The sequence below is a fragment of the Microcoleus sp. D3_18_C4 genome (assembly GCF_036702355.1).
Taxonomy (GTDB): Bacteria; Cyanobacteriota; Cyanobacteriia; order Cyanobacteriales; family Microcoleaceae; genus Microcoleus.
The window spans coordinates 35,309-53,253 of sequence record NZ_JAUBTF010000003.1 but is presented as its reverse complement, the minus strand read 5'-3'; the positions used below and the strand labels follow the sequence as shown (position 1 = coordinate 53,253).

The window sequence follows — 17,945 nt, the reverse complement described above, 5'->3', positions numbered from 1 at the left end:
GCGAATTACTTGTCCGCGGCGGTTGATGTAGGTGCAGATTGGTTTGTCTATTTCCGTGCTGATGGCGGCGACGCGCTGGGCGAATTCTGCAGTGGTGATGCGATCGCCCGGTAGTCGTTGGTGGTACAGCTTTTCGAGTTGCTTGAGCTGGCTGGACTTTAAACCTTGAAGATGGCCGTAGATGGTTTCGATAACTGTTTCTCCCGATCGCTCTGTTTATCTCCTATTTTAATTAACTCCCGCGCGATGTGTTCGGCTTTTGAGTTGAAATTTACTAAATTTTCTTGCGTCTAGGAGCTCGCGGATTCGGTATTGTCGAGTCACCAGCGCCGTTGTTTGTCGCTAGGGGGCGATGGAGCCTTTCACAGCGGGCATATCAACTTGCAGTTGTATTTAGTATCTACAGATACAGGCGATCGCTTAAAAAATCTCCCTCAACAAAACTTAACACTTTATTTTCGGTTTCAAAATCCTCCTTTAGACTTGTGTTTATCTTGAGCCTACAGGCAGATAGCAAAGCAGAAATTAGGCCGCTACCATGAGAAGCGAAACATTGTTAAGGAATGTAAAAACATGGAAACTCGTCCTACTAACTTGCCTCCTACAGCGAATGCTTACAACGGCAAAGATCGGAATGCCTTTTTGTTTGGCTTCAACCCGCAAGCAGAACTTTGGAACGGTCGCTTAGCGATGATCGGTTTCTTAGCTTATTTGCTTTGGGATGCCGCTGGATATAGCGTTCTCCGTGACATACTTCACTTTCTGCCTACCTACATTGCTCAGTAATGAGTAGCGGTATTTCCTGTCTGGCAGCGTGACTAAATGCCGCCACTGCCAGACAGGCTAAAAGTTACAAATGGCAGCGAGTATGGTTTTGTCCCTTTGTATCTTTCGTTACTTTTGAATGGCATTAAAAGACTTCTTGCTGTGATTCCATGATTACGGGTGGGGGCGCTGTCGCCGACGCAGTGAATATTGACAGCAACAGATATTTATGGCGTAAGGGCGATCGCCCCTGCTGTATTTTTGGCAAGAAATCTCATCGAGCATTTCTGATAATTTATGAAAAATAGGAGCATCAACAACGATGATTAACTCAAATTTACTGGCAGTAGTAGCATCGACTGTGACTGACACAGCATCAGGAAATTGGCAAAAGCCTCTGGTGATGTTTGTTTGCAATATCTTAGCATTGCTAGTTCTCAGCCGCCGAATTTGGTATCCCCACGTCGGACCGAAAATGCCTTTACCCTTTCCCTCTTTGTTCAACAATGTTAGCGTACCGGCATTTCTGGCTTGCATGAGCGCAGGTCATTTGCTCGGAGCATTCACGATTTTGACCCTCAACATCGACAAGTATTTTTAGGATAAATAGCATCGTTTTTGTGGCGATTTAGTGCTACAAATTGTATTAAGTAGGTTCAAAACCGCCCAAAAAATCAATGGCAGGGGTAAGTGAAAAGCACTCACCCCTAATTTTAATTTTATATATGGATTGGCGCAGAAATCGGTTTTTTTACCATCCACATTATATCAGCTTACTATGCTTAAACCCTTCAAATTTGACTGCAAATCCTTCACCTTGGGGAGCCGCACACATTAACCCAACTTGAACGATTGGTGAGTCAGTTAGATATGCCAATCGCATCATTGAATAGTCTGACCCATTCAAAGAGTATTGCACTTCCACCGTTTCAGCTCGGCGCTTTACCCGCAGCCACAGGGAAACTGGTGGCACTTCAAGCGGCATAACAGACCAATCGGAATAGTCTCGTGTCACAACCGCGCTCACGTTTTGCACTCCCTCAACAAACTCAATGCCGCACTTGAGCCAGATATTTTCGCTTTCTCGAATCATCAATCCTGCTTGATCGTAGAGCGATTGATAGCAACCAGTAATTTTGACTTCTGCTGTAAAGTCGCCTGAAACTTGACGGTAGTAAAAGTTGCCGTTATCGCGAATGAATCCGTAATGAGTTTGCCGCCAAAAGTCAGTCTTTGCCCCGGCGGTAATATGGATAACGTCGTTATCCTCATGCCATTGTAAAGGTTCGTTGTACCATTGCATTGTTTGCATCTCCTGCTAACTTCCTCCAATTCCGTGCAGTACCAAATCGGCCCAAAAATGAGATAACATAGCGTATTCTAATCCCCAACGCCAGTAAAGAAAACCAAAGGGAATTCCTAAGAGGGCATTGAGTGTAAGGGTGCGGAAAATGACGATTGGGGTTAGCCCCCAGAGATTGGCAGCGGCAGGCAAATGACCCACGCCAAACAATATTGCCGCCGCCACAATTGCCAGCCAAAAAATCCATGTAGAGGGTTGCAGTTTGTCTCGCTCAAAAATCTTCCAAAGTAGCCACGCCATCAATGTCATAGCGAATAGCCTCAGCAACAGTTCTTCGGTAATGCCTCCGTAAAAAGAAGCTAAGAGGCGTTTCCAGAGGTCAATTTCGAGCGTTGTTGGAGTTGCCGTTGGTGGCATCCAAGGTTGGAAAGCTAAACTCAATCCTATCAGGACAATGCCACCGATGCAGCCTACAATTAGCGCCGTGTTAAGGGCAGATTTAGAAAGAGTTGGAACAGGCTGTCGATACACCAGCCCACGAATGAGGGGGGTATCGAGTCCCATTGAGTTGCCTAGGCGTAGTCCAATCCAATTCAGGAGAATCAAAAGAAGTCCAGTTTGAAGGGCGGACGCAATAGCTATAACAGGTAACGGTGTAGGCAGTTGCGCGACTGCTGGATTCAGAGACAGCGCATAAGGAAATAATGCCAACGCTGCCAGAGTGCCCAGTAAGGCCCAAAATAGCGCCAATCGCAGGTGATGTTTTTTGGAACTATCTGTAGTCATAATTTTTGATTTTATCAATAATCATCTAATTAATAAATCAGAAATTATGCACTCCCACCACAGAAACCGGGTTTTTTATCACAAGAAGGGGTTCTCCGGCCCACCCCACAACACATAAAGTTTTTTGTGGGGTGGGCGGAAGAACCCGCCATGAAAGCTTTATTGACTTAATTCGACTGAATTTGCGAATTCAAAACCTTAGAAATTCGATCGCGCGTTTCCTCCAAATGAGCCCGCGTATAAGCATCAGCATTCCGATCCAAATTCCGAATACTCTTGCTCAAACCCTCCCGCAACTGCCGCAACTCGTACCAAGCCAAACTCCGCGCATCCTCTGGAACACTGGTTTTTCGCAGCACCATTCCGATCAAAATTGCTAAATGTTCCCGCTGCAAAGAACGCCGAAAAGTGGAAATTTGTATCTTCTTTTCCGACTGCAAAACCTCTTGCCAGATATCCTTTTGCACAGTATCCAACACTTCCGGCAACCTCAAAGCAGTTTCCGGTGATGATTTCAACTCCGCATCCCGCAGTCTCGCCAAACGCATCGGAGATAGCAAAACCCGCAACACAAACCGCTGCAAAAAAGTAATTCGATCGCCGATCGGGTAATCTAGAGGAAACACCAAAGCCGGACTTCCCCAGTGTTCCCAGCGGGAAGGCGCCAATTTATTCAGCAATTCCGGCGCAAAACTAAACGCATCCGGGGCAAAAACGTACTTTTCTAATGTTGCTAATGCTTCTCGCTGCTGAGAAAGCTCGATCGGCACAAACGGCAACTTCGCATTAGCATCTCCAGGGCGAACCCGGTTAAACGACTGCCCGCCGACGTACAAAGTAGCATTCATCACCTGCTGAACATAATACCCGAACACCGAATCAAACATCACCCGCAGTTCGTTATAACCGTCTTCCCCAGCCGGAATTCGCTTTTCTAAACGCTTCCACATCGCCCTAGCATTATCCAATTGCCATTGCGAATACCTCAGCATATTAGCGCTGAGATCGAAAGTATTTGCAGCGGGATCGAGAGTATCAAAAGAATCTTCATCCGGCGCGTAAGCTAATTGCTGTTCCGCAGCGCGGCTGGCAATTTGTTGCAGCGCTGGTAAGTCGCTGTTCGGGTTTGGGCCGCCAATCACCTTGTAACCGTACTCGATCGCCCAATCGTCGTAAGGCCCTACAATCGTTGAAAAATAGTCGCCCTGCACAGTTCCCTGCGGTGCCAAATTAATCGGCACATAATCCATCACCGACGCCACCAAACCTTGCGTGCGAGTTACCTGAGTATTGTTCAAATCCTCCGGTTGCAGCATCGTACTCCCGTGAAAATTGTGCCTCAAACCAAGAGTGTGACCTACTTCGTGGGCAGTCAAAAATCGGATATATTCATTAACATAATTGTCAATCGTCCCAGTGCTAGGCGTTGCATTGTCCAACAGATCCATCGACATTGCCCCCATCGCAAATTGGCGGCTCGATTCCAACCCAAAACACATATCCGAACTCGACATCAACCGCGATAAAGGCGAGCGCTTTTGCTCTTGGTATCTTTCTACCAAAGTCGGCAAATCATCAGCCATTCCACCTCGATCATTTTCCCCGCCACTTTTTCCTAAATCCCCATTTTCTAGCACATTTAAATAGCGAGAATACATCCCAAACTGACAGGGATTGGTATTAGAACCGTTTCGGCCTTGAAAACTCTTAGATAGCGATCTATTTTGTTCCACCAAAGCCCGATAACCCTGTTTGATTTCCCGGACAACATTAGCATCCAACAGAATGTCAGCATCCAAAATTTCCCCCGTCAGCGGGTTAGTGCGAGACGGCCCGATGCCGGCAAACTGAGGCTCAAAAGAACTCGACCAGCGGATAGTATTGTAGCGAACGTCAGCCGGGTCCCATTTAGCATTGTCCGGCATTTGTTTGACCTGAATTGCCTCAGTAAAACCTGCCTTTTCAAAAGCTTTGTTCCACTCCAAAACCCCCTCGCGAATTGCGTTTCGGTATTCGGGAGGCACATTATTTTCAATCCAAAAGACGATCGGCTGTACCGGAGGCGACATCGGCGCCGTCGGGATTTGCTTTTGCAAATGCCAGCGATTGATATAGCGCACAAAAGGCTCCCGGCTGCTCTTGTCAGAAAAGTCCTTATATGCTGTGAGAAAATAGCCTACTCGCTCGTCCGCAAGTCGGGGCCGATAGCCGTTATTTAGCGGCACTTCCGAGAAGCTGTAGTGAATGCGGAGGTTAAAAGCCCGACTGTCAGGAACCGAAGGTAAATAGTTAACTTCACTGTCATTATCGCTAGAAAAACCATAGACAGAAGCAATCTCCACATTCAGCGGAAACGCTTTAACATCTTTAAAAGAAGACTTGTCTGCATCGATCGAGTAAGAAGAACCCAAAAGCATCGGCAAAATCGCTTTTACCCCTGGTAAATCGCGTTTTTCGCTCATCAGCAAATCGCCTAAATCGATCAGCAGAGTTTGTCTTTGCGGATGAATGCTTTTGAGAGGCAAAGAATAGAGAATCGAGTCGCTAAATCCCCGCGCTACGGAACCTGCTTGCGGGTCGCCCGGACTTGTGCGAAAATTTATATTTGGGATCACAAACTGCACGTTATTTTGGACGCGCCGCAGTTGAAACAAGAAATCGCCGATCGGCATTCCGCTCAAAATGCCCGACTCCCCCAAACCCGAAGCCAATGTCACAAAGCACAGGAACTTTTTGTTTAGTTGTTGCGGTTTAATTTCCAGATATACTTTATCAGTTGCTTGATTGCGGTAAAGAGTAAATAATCCCTCTAACTTTTGCGCGTCTTTGACAACCTCTTCAAAGGGGGCCAGAGTTGGCTGTTCGCTACTGTGTTCGTTGCTGGGCGGCCCAGATGATAAAGCTAAAGGTAAAAAGAAACCTTTATACAAACTGAAACAGAAAAATGCTAAAGATAATATAAAAAATATCAAAGGCCAATTTTTTCTTGGACTTTTGATCTGTTGATTTTTGCTATTTTCTGGAAATATCAATCTTTTCATTTTCACTACTATTTAGCCGCCGGAAAGAATAGTTTTGAGATAGTCGCGCAGCACTCGACACGCTGGGTTCATTTAACTTCTAAAATAACTCACAACTTTAAAGTCAAAACTACTGTTTCGCCGGCCAGGGAATCATGGGATCTTGAGCCAACCGTTTAGAAACTGCAACAGCACCGTAACGGTTGAGGTGGCTGGGGTCGGAAAAAGATTCCCGCGCCTGGGGCCACAATAAACTCTTATCTAGAAAAATTAGTCCGCTTTGAGCTGCTAATTCTTGCATATATTGCCGGAATTCTTGTTCGTAACCTGTCCGCACAGGGTCTAAATAATCTTCAGTCAGAGGCATATTCACAAACACGAGATTGATGTTGCGAACTTTGGTAAATTCGATCAGATTTTTGAGTGCTAGAGCTTGTTCGCCTACCAATTTAAAATTTTGATAGTCGGAGTCGTAATAACCAGATACTTTCGGGTGCTTCTGAAAGTAAGTTTCGGGATTGAAGCGTATATCGATCGGCAAAAAGCCATTTGGTTGATACTCGCTGACTGGTTTACTCACAGCAGTTGGCTGGGCATTATTTTCCCTTGTTTGTTCACCCAGGGCTGCGGTTTGGGGGCTGTCGGTTGCAACAGGGGCTGAGGGATTAACGATCGATCGCAAAAACCCTTTAAGTTGATCGCGCTTTTTGTAAGTTGCAGAACCCTCAACCAACTTTTGACTCACCAATTGCTGAACATTAGCTTGAGCTTCTCCCAAATTGTTCACCAATTCAGTCGCAGTCGCCACCGGATTGTTGGCGCTTTCCTTCGATGTTTCGGATTCTAATTGATTGGTGCGGATCAGAAAACTACCCCGGCTCAATTGCCTGTAACCTTCCGAAGAAGCGATCGCACTAAAAGTCAAATCCGGTCGCCCGCTGTTGAGAGCCCTCGCCCCGTCAGCCAACACCAGCAATTTCGGCAGTTGTTGCGGCGGCAAAATCCGGCGGATGAGCGAATCTACAACTTGGAGAGTAGCTCCATTAACCCCAAAATTGTAAGCCCTCAGCCCCGGATAGCCCGAAGCTGCCAAAGCGGTTTCCAAAACCGCCGGGTCGATACCGCGCAGCGCCCTCGAACTACCGACAATTAAAATATCCGGCGGTTTTTTGTGCAGGTGGATATACTCTTGATAGCGCGCTATTTGGTCGTCAAGCTGCTCGCTCCTCAAAGTGGGGAACACCGGAGGAGCAGAAACATCAGCTACAGGAACGCTAGTATTGCCCGGTTTCGTAAACCCAGAGCCATTAAAAGCTTCTTCCCGGTTGGCTTCTGGCGACGGCTGCAACGGAGTTTGAGGCAAATTCACCTCCTCAGCAGCGGGAACTGGTTTCGGGGTTGCCTTCGGAAGTTTGGCTGTAACGTCTTCCACAGCCTTGGGGGATGAATTTTGACAATTTGGGCCGCTGCAAACTTCGGAAGCGCTAGGAGCTTGACTGACCGTCGCAGATTGCAGAAATTGACCGAGGAGCCAATCGGTATTGAAAGCCAGCAGACAGCCGGCGATCGCCCAAATCAAAGCCATTCGCGCCGCGCGATCGGCTCTCACGCCACCGGGCGCAGCAGCATTCGTTGACAAACCATCGTTGGGAACAAACAAACCCGAAGCGACAAGCGGTTGCACCGCAGCTTGAACTAATTGCTCGCCCAGATTGTATCCGGGGAGTCTGATTTTGAAGCGGGGCCGCCACGAGTTGGGCGTGGGAGCATCGAACACCAAATTGTCGCCCAAACCCGAAAAACTCCCATCCTCCGCCGGCGCAAACTCCGGCACCGGTTCCTTTTCCAACACAGCCACTTGCGAGGGAACCGGTGCAGGTGCCGCTGATTCCTCGTCAACAACCGTTCTGAGGTCGATTGCGTAGCGCCACAGGGGCAGTTTCTGGCCGGCGCGGCGTCCGTAGACTCGCACCCCTGCCACTCCCGGAATTTGTAAGTGCCGCAAAAATTTGACCACCGGCGGGCCGACCTTCGACTGAGAAGGGCAAGTCAGAGCTTCAGTCATGACGTGGAGCACGTTGGCTTTTTGCAGCACGACAGCCCGAATCCCTCCTGTTTCCAGCTTGCGTCTGAGATTGGGGTTGAGCAACCTGTTCAATAAAAAAGTCAAAGCCAATTGGTCGCCCTCGACTGCCAGCGTTCTAGCGTTTGCAGCCAAGTCGGGGTGGTGGGCGGCAGGCAAGTCCACCCAGTCTATCCACACGGGGGACTCCGGCGCGGCCTGAGAGTCCTGGGCTGGTTCTACGCCGTAGATAGTAGCTGCGCGGATGCCTTGGGGCGCAAAGGAGGCTAACAAAGGGGCGATCGCGTCGGTGGTTTGCTGCTTGTCGGGGTATTCTTGCCGTTTAGGCTTTTGTCCTTTTTTGGTAGTTTTGCTGCAAAACAGGTGGAGGGTTGCTTCTTTGAGGGTTGCCCGCACTTCGACTCTTGATGCAGCCAAGTGTTGATTTAGCAGTTTGGCGATCGACTGTACGTCTCCCCACCTGGCCCATTCCTTGAGAATTTTGTCCGGCGAAGTCAAATCCACTCGCAGCAGCCAGTCCGGCTTCGCTTCGCCGCTGACTTGGCTGGCTATCACTGCTTCCCGGAAATCCTCTAGTTGCAGTTTCCGCAGCCGGCCGGCGATGGGTTCGGCCAGCAATGAGGGGTCGGGGCTGTAGGCTGACTCGCACAGCACCAGCAGTCGGCGTTCTTTGGGCTGGATATTTTCCGGCCCATTCACCGGCAGGGTTTCTCGGCTGGTTTTGAGTTCTTTTTCGCGAATGCTGACTTTCACCGAAACTCCCATCGGGCCGAGGATTTCGCTGAGATAGCTGGCGATCGCATCTGGATAGCCCCGGCGCGCCAACGTTTCCGGCGAAACCGTTAATGTTCCATCAGGATCGCCCTCGCCTGAGTCAGCTTGGGGGGATTGAATCAAAGCCACCGCGCCACGGTTCGTTTTCTGCTGCGGGGGAACGGCGGAACCGACAACTTCCCTCCTCGCAGCAGCGGAAGTGTCGATCGTCACGGGGGAAGTTTCAAAAGCTTCTGGGTATTGAATGCGGGAGGCGATGGGCAGACTTTCGGCGTCAAAATCTAGTTCTTCCCGTACTTGCGGCGGGTGGGCTGCTGTTTCTACCGGTTTTGGTGTCTGTTTGAGTTTCTGGTTGTCATTCTTAAATTTGCCGAAAAATCCGCCTCTTTTAGGGCTTGCTGGCGGTTCGTCGGGGGAACTCGCTGGCGGCGGCACTTCGGCAACTTTTGGTTCCGGTTGCTGTGGCTGTTGCTGTTGCTGTCGCTTGGGACTGCTGCAATCGAGCCGGACTGTCCAGTCATTTTGTCTGGAACCGATTTTGCGGCCGCACAGAAACAACTGGTAAATTTTAGGTCGATCGGGCAGCAGTTGCGTTAAATCAGTGTGTTCGAGGGCGTTGGTAAATCTCGCCGTCACCAATTCTTGAGACGGGCACTGCGCTGCTTCGCACAAAATGTGCAGGTGATTTCCCCGCAAACGCGCTTGTACTTGAACTTCGGGAAGCCCTAAAGCTTCCCCGGCCCACTGCGACGCGCTCGATCGATTGTCTGCCAATATGCTCCCGTTCGCATTCAACATGAAACTCTAAATTTTGCCAAAGCTGGTTTTGTTTTCTAGAAATAGCACAGTTACAGATTTTACAGACAATTATTTGATTTGCCGAGCCTAACCGTTTTGTCTGGTTTAAGCCATGCTGGACTTAGTGTCTTGCCTTGTATTCCCTCGGCTTCGAGCCGTTGGGGAATATTTTTTTGATAATACCTCGACATTTTGGCACAGATAGGTCCAAATTAAGCCAATCAACAAGTTATTCGTCATTAGTCATATCGTTTCCGTTTGCATCCGAATAATAATTAGACCTCTCTCATAATTCTTGTGGAACAGGCAGGATGCCTGTTCAAGACTGGCTTTTCTGGAAATGTCTATTATTTTCCGACTGTAGTGCTGTGGTTTCGTCATGCTCCGCGGAGAGAGTCGCACGATCGATCGCATTCGGGGAGTATCCCGATTTTATACAAAGCGTTTTTTCCGAGTGCGAGCTTAATATCTCGCGAGAAAATATTTATAGACTTGGCTACGCGGGGACGATCGCTTGCAGGATATCTTTCGTCGGATGTCACCGGATTTGATCTCAGAAGTTATTAGTCAGAAAGCAGCGGTCAAGATCATTATTTGGCTTGTAAACTGAGGATTATGGATTGACACAGGAGGAATTTATGCCGTCGGAAAACCAAGACTTGCTCAAAAATCAAACACCTGAGAGTCCAAAGTTGCCAGTTCCCTCAGATATTTTGTTGAGCTTGGTCGCTTTACCCATGCTGGGCGGGTTGGTGGCGGCTAAAGCTGCTGCTGAGTTTGTTGCGTCGATCGGCGTTGAAAGCGAAGAAGTCTTTCGGGGTTCGCGCCTTCCCGTACTCAACTTTCCTCAATCACAGGATTAGAAAGCCCAAGGAAGGATGCTGCAGCTAGAAGTTAATTTTTTTGACCCCGCCCAAAAACGGATACCAGTCCCCGACTTTGGTCGGGGAGAGAGAAAAAATTTCGACCCAATTTCAACTTCCCATATTCATCTTGGGAGTAAATCTCAAATTGTTCGACTTAGCGCGACTCAACTGACCGCTCGCCGAACGTCTCAGGCCGAGCGTCTAAAATCTAAAATCGCCAGTCAACTGATATAAAAGCTTGACAATAGGTACAATCTGTGGTTTAAAAATTAATCTTTCCTTATACTTTGTACATAAGTGCCTTCTACTTTCTACGTTGCAATAAGTTGTCTCAAATTTGACTGCAAACAAAAGTGTTTTAGGCGAAACTAAACCATACAATTTTCTTGACACCCGCAGCTATTGAGGAACAGCCCGATGAGTTCAGTCCTCCAGTCTTCAGAACAGGCTATTGATACAACATCTATTTCCCATTCTCCCGCTTACTCAAAATCAGACCTGTTTCTGCGAAATCGCCTCAAAGTTGTAGAGGACTTGTGGGAATCGGTGCTGCGACAGGAGTGCGGGCAGGAATTGGTGGATTTGCTCCAACAAATGCGATCGGTCAATTCCGCCGAGGGACAGGCCACTCACTTTCGCGAGTCGAATGTCGTACAGCTAATCGAAAAGCTCGACCTCAACGCCGCCATCCGCGCCGCTAGGGCTTTTGCACTGTATTTTCAGTTGATCAACATTGTCGAACAGCACTACGAACAGCGAGACCAACAGCTAGCTTACGTTAGCAGCAACGATGCTGGTGGGCGGATGTTTTCTAAGCTGCCCGGACAAGCAACTGATGCCCCCGATCGCCCGCGCCACCGGGAAGGCCCAGTCCCAGCCCAAATGGCTTTGAGCAAGGCAGACAGCAACGAGACGATCGCCCGAGATGCCGGCACTTTTCACCAACTGTTCCCGATGCTGCTGCGCTTGAACGTGCCGAGCCAGCAAATTCAGCGCTTGATCGATCAGTTAGACATCCGCTTAGTATTCACCGCTCACCCGACGGAAATTGTCCGCCACACGATCCGCACCAAACAGCGACGAATGGCGAAGATTCTCCAACAGCTAGACCAAGTTGACGAGAAATTTCAGGTGATCGGGGCAGACTCTCCCAGCCCCTACCCGGTGTCTTGCTGGGAAGCAGCCGCTCTCCAAGAGCAACTGATGGAAGAAATTCGCCTATGGTGGCGCACTGACGAACTGCACCAGTTCAAGCCAACTGTGCTTGACGAGGTGGAGTACACTCTGCACTACTTTGATGAAGTGTTGTTTGATGCAATTCCAGAACTCTACCACCGACTCAAGCAAGCGCTGCACGCTTCTTATCCTTACCTGAAACCGCCGAGTTACAATTTTTGCAAATTCGGTTCTTGGGTAGGTTCCGACAGAGACGGCAATCCTTCTGTGACTCCGAAAGTTACTTGGCAAACCGCTTGCTATCAGCGCCATTTGGTGCTGTGTAAGTACATCAACGCCGTGAAGCGGCTGAACGAACTTTTGAGTTTGTCGCTGCACTGGAGCGACGTGCTGCCGGAATTGCTCGAATCTCTCGATCGCGACAAATCGGAATTTCCGGATGTTTACGAGCAGTGGGCAATCCGCTATCGGCAAGAACCTTATCGGTTGAAGCTGGCCTACGTGCAGCAGCGACTGGAAAATACGCGCGATCGTAATTGGCGGCTCTACAAAGGAGACGAGTTGCAGCGGGAACGCGAAGCTTTGTCAGAACATCCCGGAATGTCGGGGCTTTATCGATCTGGTACTGAGTTTTTGACCGAGTTGCAGCTCATCGAGCGCAATTTAGTGGAAACAGGTTTGAGCTGTCGGGACTTGGAAAATCTGCTGTGCCAAGTAGAAATTTACGGATTTAATTTGGCTTACCTAGATATCCGCCAAGAGTCAACAGTACACTCCGACGCTTTGAGCGAAATTGCTGAATACTTGCAAATTTTGCCCAAGCCTTACAATCAAATGTCGGAATGCGATCGAATTATTTGGCTGGCAACGGAACTGCAAACTCGCCGCCCTTTAATTCCAGCAGAATTGCCCTTTTCTCCCAAAACTTGCGAGACGATCAATACCTTCCGAATATTGCGGCAAATGCAGCAGGAGTTTGGCCCGGAAATTTGCGAAACTTACGTCATCAGCATGAGCCACGATGTCAGCGATTTGCTGGCGGTTTTGCTGTTAGCAAAAGAATCAGGGCTTTACGATCCGGCGACAGGAATTAGCAGCATTCAAGTAGTTCCCCTGTTTGAAACTGTGGAAGATTTGAAAAAAGCGCCGGAAGTTATGCAGCAAATATTTGATTTGCCACTTTATCGAGCTTTGCTAGCAGGAGGATACGCCCAGGAACTAGCGGTAAAAAACGCAGAAAATCTCAAATACCCAATCGAAATTCTTAAATTGCAAGAGGTGATGCTGGGATATTCCGACAGCAATAAAGATTCGGGTTTCCTCAGCAGCAATTGGGAAATCCACAAAGCTCAAAAGGCTTTGCAAATGGTTGCGGAAAAATACAATGTAGAGTTGCGAATTTTTCACGGCCGAGGCGGTTCTGTAGGGCGAGGCGGCGGGCCTGCTTACAAGGCAATTTTGGCTCAGCCTGGAAAGAGTATTAGCGGGCGAATTAAGATTACCGAACAAGGCGAGGTTTTGGCTTCTAAATATTCTTTGCCGGAGTTGGCGCTTTACAATTTGGAAACTGTGGCGGCGGCGGTAATTCAAGCTAGTTTGCTGCACACTGGTTTTGATGGCATCGACCCTTGGAATGAGATTATGGAGGAGTTGTCGGCGAAATCGCGATCGCACTACCGCCATTTAATCTACGAACAGCCGGATTTAGTTGATTTCTTCCACCAAGTTACCCCGATTCAAGAAATCAGCCAGTTGCAAATTAGTTCTCGTCCCGCCCGGCGCGGTGGCAAAAAAGACATCAGCGGTTTGCGAGCAATTCCGTGGGTGTTTAGCTGGACTCAAAGCCGCTTTTTGCTGCCTTCTTGGTACGGTGTCGGCACAGCTTTGCAAGAGTTTTTGCTGGAGGAACCGGAAGAGCACATGAAACTTTTGCAGTATTTCTACTTGAAATGGCCGTTTTTTAGAATGGTAATTTCTAAGGTGGAAATGACTTTATCTAAGGTGGATTTGCAGATTGCAGAACACTACGTGCAGGAGTTAGCTTTGCCTGCTGATAAGGAGCGTTTTAAGGCTTTATTCGATCAAATTGCTGCCGAATTTCACTTGATTCGCGATTTGGTTTTAACCATTACCGGACACCAACGTTTGTTGGACGAAGATCCATCGCTCCAGCGATCGGTGCAGTTGCGAAATGCGACGATTGTGCCTTTGGGTTTGTTGCAGGTTTCGCTGCTGAAACGTTTGCGGCAGCACGGTAGTGGCGGGATTCCGGGGGTGATTCACTCGCGTTACAGCAAAGGTGAATTGTTGCGGGGAGCTCTGCTGACGATTAATGGAATTGCTGCGGGGATGCGGAATACCGGCTAGGGAAAGAGTTTTGAGTTTTGAAGTAGTGGTGAGGTGCGCGATGGAGCACCTTGCTACTGGTAGTTTCAGAATTCAGGCGATCGCCCATTGTAGTCACAGCCAGAGGAAACTGTTCGCTATCCTAGCTGAGATTTTTTTATGTCTAAACGCAAACAGTCTGAAGGTTGTCGCCCGATGCTGCGGCGCACTTTTTTATTTTTAACGGGCATAGCTTTGGCGCGGGTTGCGGCTGACTATTTTGCGATCGCCCAAAACCGAGATAGTTTCTTGACTCTGGCGGCTCAACTGTGGCACAAGTCACTCGCTTTTTTATCAAGTATACAATCCAATCAAACTCCTCAACCTCTGCCCAGCAATCCCATTGTAAAATCGGCAAAAACCAATCAACCTCTGCCGAGGAGTCCTATTGTAAAATCGCCAGAAAATTCTCCGGCTGTGCAGCCGTCTCAACCTCAAATTATCAAACGTTCTGCTAAGCAAGCAGAACCTGTACAAGCCAGCAGCCAAAATGTAGCTGGCGCAAGTTTTTATCTCACAACTATTGACCTCGCAGACCCCGAAATTTATCTCACAATTGGGTTAGCTAATAATGCAGATTTTGCAAATACTTCTAAAGTCACGCGGGGCGATGAACCTTTTGAAAATATGGTGGCGCGTTACCGGGCTGCTGTTGTTGCTAACGGGACTTTTTTTGGTAAAGACGAGCAGAAATCTGTGCTGGGAAATATGGTGGCGGCGGGTAAGTTTCTGAAATACAGCCGATGGGAAAATTACGGCACGACTTTGGGAATTAAAGCGGGAAATCAATTGGAAATGGTGACGGCTAGAATCGAAGGTAAGCCGGATTGGAGTCAACATTGGTTTTCTCTGACTTGCGGGCCGAGATTGGTTAAAGGGGGGAAAGTTTGGCTGTCTCCTTTATCGGAAGGTTTTAAAGATTCTCATGTTTTGGGCGTGGGATCGAGAACGGCGATCGGCTTTCCGGCTTCCAGAGATAAGTTATTGTTGGTGACTTTTCTTGATAGTTTGTCTTTGGAAGCAGAAGCTAAAGTTATGCAAGCTATCGGCTGTTTTGAAGCGATGAATTTGGACGGGGGCGCTTCGGTGGGTTTGGCTCATCAAGGGGAGATTTTATTGCCGCCGGGACGGAATTTGACGAATGTGCTGGTGGTTTACGATCGCGAATATCCAGCGCCGGCTCAGTTAAAGGAGTCCTGGGAACGCTTTCAACAGGGATTTCGACCAACGCCGGACAAATCAGTGTTTTTTGATTGATCTAGCAGAAGGAAGTTCGGCAACTCGCAGTCAATCGGGATGTAACGGATGGCAGAAAGAACGAAAAAGGAAGAAGGAATCGAGGGAGCATCCAGATTTTGGGTAGTGCTCCCAAGGGAAGGATGAGAGAATTAGAGACAATGCTATAACCAGTGGTTGGGATACGTCCTTTCTGCCGCTAAATTATTAAAGATGACGGCGCACAAGACCAAGATTATTGAGCCCTCAAAAGCAGGTGTTAGCAAAAATTTCCAGTCTGGTTGGGTCATCATGACGACTAAGGCAACTGCTCCCGAAGGCGGATGTAGAGTTCTGGTAATCTGCATAATTCCGATCGCACTAGAAACAGCCATTCCCATCGCCCAGGGAGAAGAACCGAGAAAATGCAGAATCATTAAACTGGTGAGAGCAGCGAAGAAATTGCCCCCAATGACATTCCGGGGTTGAGCCAAAGGGCTGTCAGGGACGCCAAAGATCAGAACGCTTGTAGCGCCAAACGGAGCCATTAGTAAAGGAGAATTAGTTTTTAGAGCAAGATAGGACGTTGCAGTAATTGCCAAAAAACTGCCAATCAAACTCCAAAAAATATGCCGAGGATGGGGTCTGTCTACGGGGCAGCTCAATGGACACGATCGCCATCTCCCAAAGGTTTTAAACCAATAACTTTCCCATTTCAGTTGAATTTTTTTACGGTCAATCATAAATCAGGTTACTTGATAACCAGGCTTCTTAAATTGTCTGAACTAGCCTCCGCTAAAGTTAAGATATCATAACAATTTGTCAAAAAGTAGTTAAAAGCACAGATTTTTTACTTCTATGCCACTCAAGCCACAGCTAACCACTCGGTTGGAACTCACATCTTGCACCATTCTCGCTTAACAGGCTTTCCGGCCTGTTCCACAAAGAGTAGATTTTCTTGTGGAACGGGCGCCAGAGCCCGTTCATAAAAGGCTTATTGACAATGGTGCAACATCTCAGTTGGAACCGACTAGCAAGTTTGGTCGGTTTGGCAGCAGATGTTATCGGCAGTCGCAGAACTTCACCCTTAGCCGTCAGAGTTATTGAGGATGGTAAAGCGAGAGGTTATTTGTAAGGTGCGATGCCCAGTAAGCATGAATTGAAGGATCGCACCCACACTTAAGTCTCTAGTTCAGAGTGCGATCGCCGTTTTCTGGTTAGTGCGAGCGAGACGATCGCACTCGGATATAATTACTAACTTAATCTTCGCTACGGAGAGTTTTGCCACTCGGCGGTAAGATTGCGGAAATTGTATTTAGATGCACCGGGGTGACAAGTAACGCAACTGCTGATATTTGCGGGTTGTGACATTTTGACCTTGGGGTGCAGTGCTTTGAAATAGCGAGAACTGGCGACTCGGTACGCGAGTTCTTCGTCTTTGGCTTGGGGACGGGAAAAAGTTTGCAGGTAGTTCCAGACTAGCAGGCGGGGCGGGTCTACTAGCAGTTTGATGGTTTGTCCGTAGTGTTGGGAATCTTGCAGCAATCTGCGCCAAGTTTCTGTAGGTAATACTTGCGGCGGTAAAGCGATGTGACAGGTGGCGCAGTTTTCTAGGTATAGTTGCTGTCCGAGTTGGTAGCGTTCGGGGATGCGATCGACCGTACCACTATGCTCGATCGAAGAAACCTGAGCAAGTCGCGCGGGAGTGCGAGAATAGGCAGTCTGAGCTGCAACCCATCCGCCGCAGGTACAGCAGATAATTATCAACACTAGCAACGTTGAGTAAAGCCCCCGCAAGCCTACTCTGCGACGTTTGCGGGGTTTTTCCTGTTTCATAATTCTGAATTTATTTTTGGTTAAATTACTGGTATGCTCATGCCTTCGCGGGCTAAGCAGCTATTGGCGAACGCTGCCTGCACCTCTGCTTCTGTACGATCAAGAAAATTGTCGTCGTGACCCGGATCATGGTGAAACATCACGATTTTTTTGACTCCAGCAGCTTTGGCTATTTCTACTCCTGCTTGCCAAGTCGAGTGTCCCCAGCCGACTTTTGGGGTTTTGAAGTCGTAATACTCTTCGTTGGTGTAGTTGGCGTCGTAAATCAGCACGTCGGCGTTGCGAGCTAGGTGTAACACGTTGTCGTCCAGGCGATCGGGAAAGTGTTCTGTATCGGTGCAGTAGACGGCTGTGTGTCCCTCCCAGGTGACTCGATATCCGATCGCGGTATTGGGATGGTTCAGCAGCGCCGTTTCTATTTTCACATCGTCGAGTTCGATAATATCCCCAGGCGTCAAATCGTTGAATTTGAGGTCTGACTGCATCACCTGGATGGGGACGGGAAAATTGGGGTGCACCATTTGGTCGGCAAGACGGTGTTTGATTGTAGTGCCGTTGGGGGCGATCGCGCCGTAAATGTGAAAGCAGTTCCCTGGGATAAAGGCGGGAGTAAAGAACGGAAAGCCTTGAATGTGATCCCAGTGAGTATGACTGAAAAACATATGGGCTTCCACTGGCATTTGCCGCAGCAAGTTTAGACCCAGAACTCGCAGACCGGTACCGCCGTCAAAAATCAGGCGTTTTTTGCCCAAGCGCATTTCTACACAGGAGGTGTTGCCTCCGTAGCGCAGTGTTTTGGTGCCGGGGGTGGCGATGCTGCCCCGCACGCCCCAAAACTGAACGACAAACTCGGTCAAAGGACTATTTTCCATAGTGGCTTTGTGATCGGAAGGCTGTGGATTGGGTAGAGAGGGTGCGGAATCTGGCATTTTTTTTAG

Annotated in this window: 15 protein-coding genes; 7 read left to right on the top strand and 8 right to left on the bottom strand. The window is 48.5% G+C overall.

Translation table 11 applies throughout. The features are described 5' to 3' along the window. Window positions 1-43 precede the first annotated feature (43 nt). The 3 genes from QUA90_RS02030 (at window position 44) to QUA90_RS02020 (ending at window position 1,366) form a co-directional block, all read left to right on the top strand. The gene (locus QUA90_RS02030) at window positions 44-169 is read left to right on the top strand and encodes a hypothetical protein (RefSeq protein ID WP_263053573.1); all 126 of its coding nucleotides are present in this window, start codon (window positions 44-46) and stop codon (window positions 167-169) included. Between the two features lie 404 nt (window positions 170-573). Further along, entirely contained in the window at window positions 574-786 is a 213-nt protein-coding gene (locus QUA90_RS02025) for a chlorophyll a/b-binding protein (RefSeq protein ID WP_333041855.1), read from the top strand. Window positions 787-1,087: 301 nt separating this feature from the next. After that, on the top strand, window positions 1,088-1,366 hold the full coding sequence (locus QUA90_RS02020) for a Photosystem I reaction center subunit PsaK (protein WP_333386214.1): 279 nt from the start codon (window positions 1,088-1,090) through the stop codon (window positions 1,364-1,366). A gap of 162 nt (window positions 1,367-1,528) precedes the next feature. Here the strand turns inward: QUA90_RS02020 and QUA90_RS02015 are convergent, their stop codons facing one another. The 5 genes from QUA90_RS02015 to QUA90_RS01995 all read right to left on the bottom strand — a co-directional run bounded on the left by QUA90_RS02015 (window position 1,529) and on the right by QUA90_RS01995 (window position 10,071). After that, a complete protein-coding gene (locus tag QUA90_RS02015) occupies window positions 1,529-2,077 on the bottom strand; it encodes a DUF1349 domain-containing protein (RefSeq protein WP_333386217.1) in 549 nt (182 codons plus the stop codon). Window positions 2,078-2,083: 6 nt separating this feature from the next. Next, window positions 2,084-2,854: a CPBP family intramembrane glutamic endopeptidase gene (locus QUA90_RS02010; RefSeq protein WP_333443644.1), complete on the bottom strand. Its 771-nt coding sequence runs from the start codon at window positions 2,852-2,854 to the stop codon at window positions 2,084-2,086. Window positions 2,855-3,021: 167 nt separating this feature from the next. Beyond that, a complete protein-coding gene (locus QUA90_RS02005) occupies window positions 3,022-5,895 on the bottom strand; it encodes a zinc-dependent metalloprotease (protein ID WP_445300086.1) in 2,874 nt (957 codons plus the stop codon). Between the two features lie 109 nt (window positions 5,896-6,004). Continuing rightward, window positions 6,005-9,529, bottom strand: a complete 3,525-nt coding sequence (locus tag QUA90_RS02000; protein WP_333443640.1) for a hypothetical protein — start codon at window positions 9,527-9,529, stop codon at window positions 6,005-6,007. Window positions 9,530-9,906: 377 nt separating this feature from the next. After that, the gene (locus tag QUA90_RS01995) at window positions 9,907-10,071 is read right to left on the bottom strand and encodes a hypothetical protein (protein WP_333443638.1); all 165 of its coding nucleotides are present in this window, start codon (window positions 10,069-10,071) and stop codon (window positions 9,907-9,909) included. A gap of 78 nt (window positions 10,072-10,149) precedes the next feature. On the opposite strand from QUA90_RS01995, the gene QUA90_RS01990 reads away from it, so the two are divergent. The 3 genes from QUA90_RS01990 to QUA90_RS01980 all read left to right on the top strand — a co-directional run bounded on the left by QUA90_RS01990 (window position 10,150) and on the right by QUA90_RS01980 (window position 15,213). Next, window positions 10,150-10,392: a hypothetical protein gene (locus tag QUA90_RS01990; protein WP_333082250.1), complete on the top strand. Its 243-nt coding sequence runs from the start codon at window positions 10,150-10,152 to the stop codon at window positions 10,390-10,392. 420 nt (window positions 10,393-10,812) lie between these two features. Beyond that, entirely contained in the window at window positions 10,813-13,938 is a 3,126-nt protein-coding gene (gene ppc / locus QUA90_RS01985; RefSeq protein ID WP_333443636.1) for a phosphoenolpyruvate carboxylase, read from the top strand. 138 nt (window positions 13,939-14,076) lie between these two features. After that, the gene (locus QUA90_RS01980) at window positions 14,077-15,213 is read left to right on the top strand and encodes a phosphodiester glycosidase family protein (protein WP_333443634.1); all 1,137 of its coding nucleotides are present in this window, start codon (window positions 14,077-14,079) and stop codon (window positions 15,211-15,213) included. A gap of 143 nt (window positions 15,214-15,356) precedes the next feature. Here QUA90_RS01980 and QUA90_RS01975 read toward each other — a convergent pair whose 3' ends face one another. Further along, window positions 15,357-15,914 carry an HPP family protein gene (locus QUA90_RS01975; protein WP_333372354.1) on the bottom strand — a complete coding sequence of 186 codons (558 nt, stop codon included), beginning with the start codon at window positions 15,912-15,914 and terminating at the stop codon, window positions 15,357-15,359. A 260-nt stretch (window positions 15,915-16,174) separates the two neighbouring features. On the opposite strand from QUA90_RS01975, the gene QUA90_RS01970 reads away from it, so the two are divergent. Continuing rightward, window positions 16,175-16,306: a hypothetical protein gene (locus QUA90_RS01970; protein WP_333443632.1), complete on the top strand. Its 132-nt coding sequence runs from the start codon at window positions 16,175-16,177 to the stop codon at window positions 16,304-16,306. 134 nt (window positions 16,307-16,440) lie between these two features. Here the strand turns inward: QUA90_RS01970 and QUA90_RS01965 are convergent, their stop codons facing one another. Together QUA90_RS01965 and QUA90_RS01960 are read right to left on the bottom strand one after the other, a co-directional pair. Beyond that, on the bottom strand, window positions 16,441-17,007 hold the full coding sequence (locus tag QUA90_RS01965) for a diheme cytochrome C (RefSeq protein WP_333443630.1): 567 nt from the start codon (window positions 17,005-17,007) through the stop codon (window positions 16,441-16,443). 20 nt (window positions 17,008-17,027) lie between these two features. Beyond that, a complete protein-coding gene (locus QUA90_RS01960) occupies window positions 17,028-17,936 on the bottom strand; it encodes an MBL fold metallo-hydrolase (protein ID WP_333443628.1) in 909 nt (302 codons plus the stop codon). Between the last annotated feature and the right edge of the window lie 9 nt (window positions 17,937-17,945).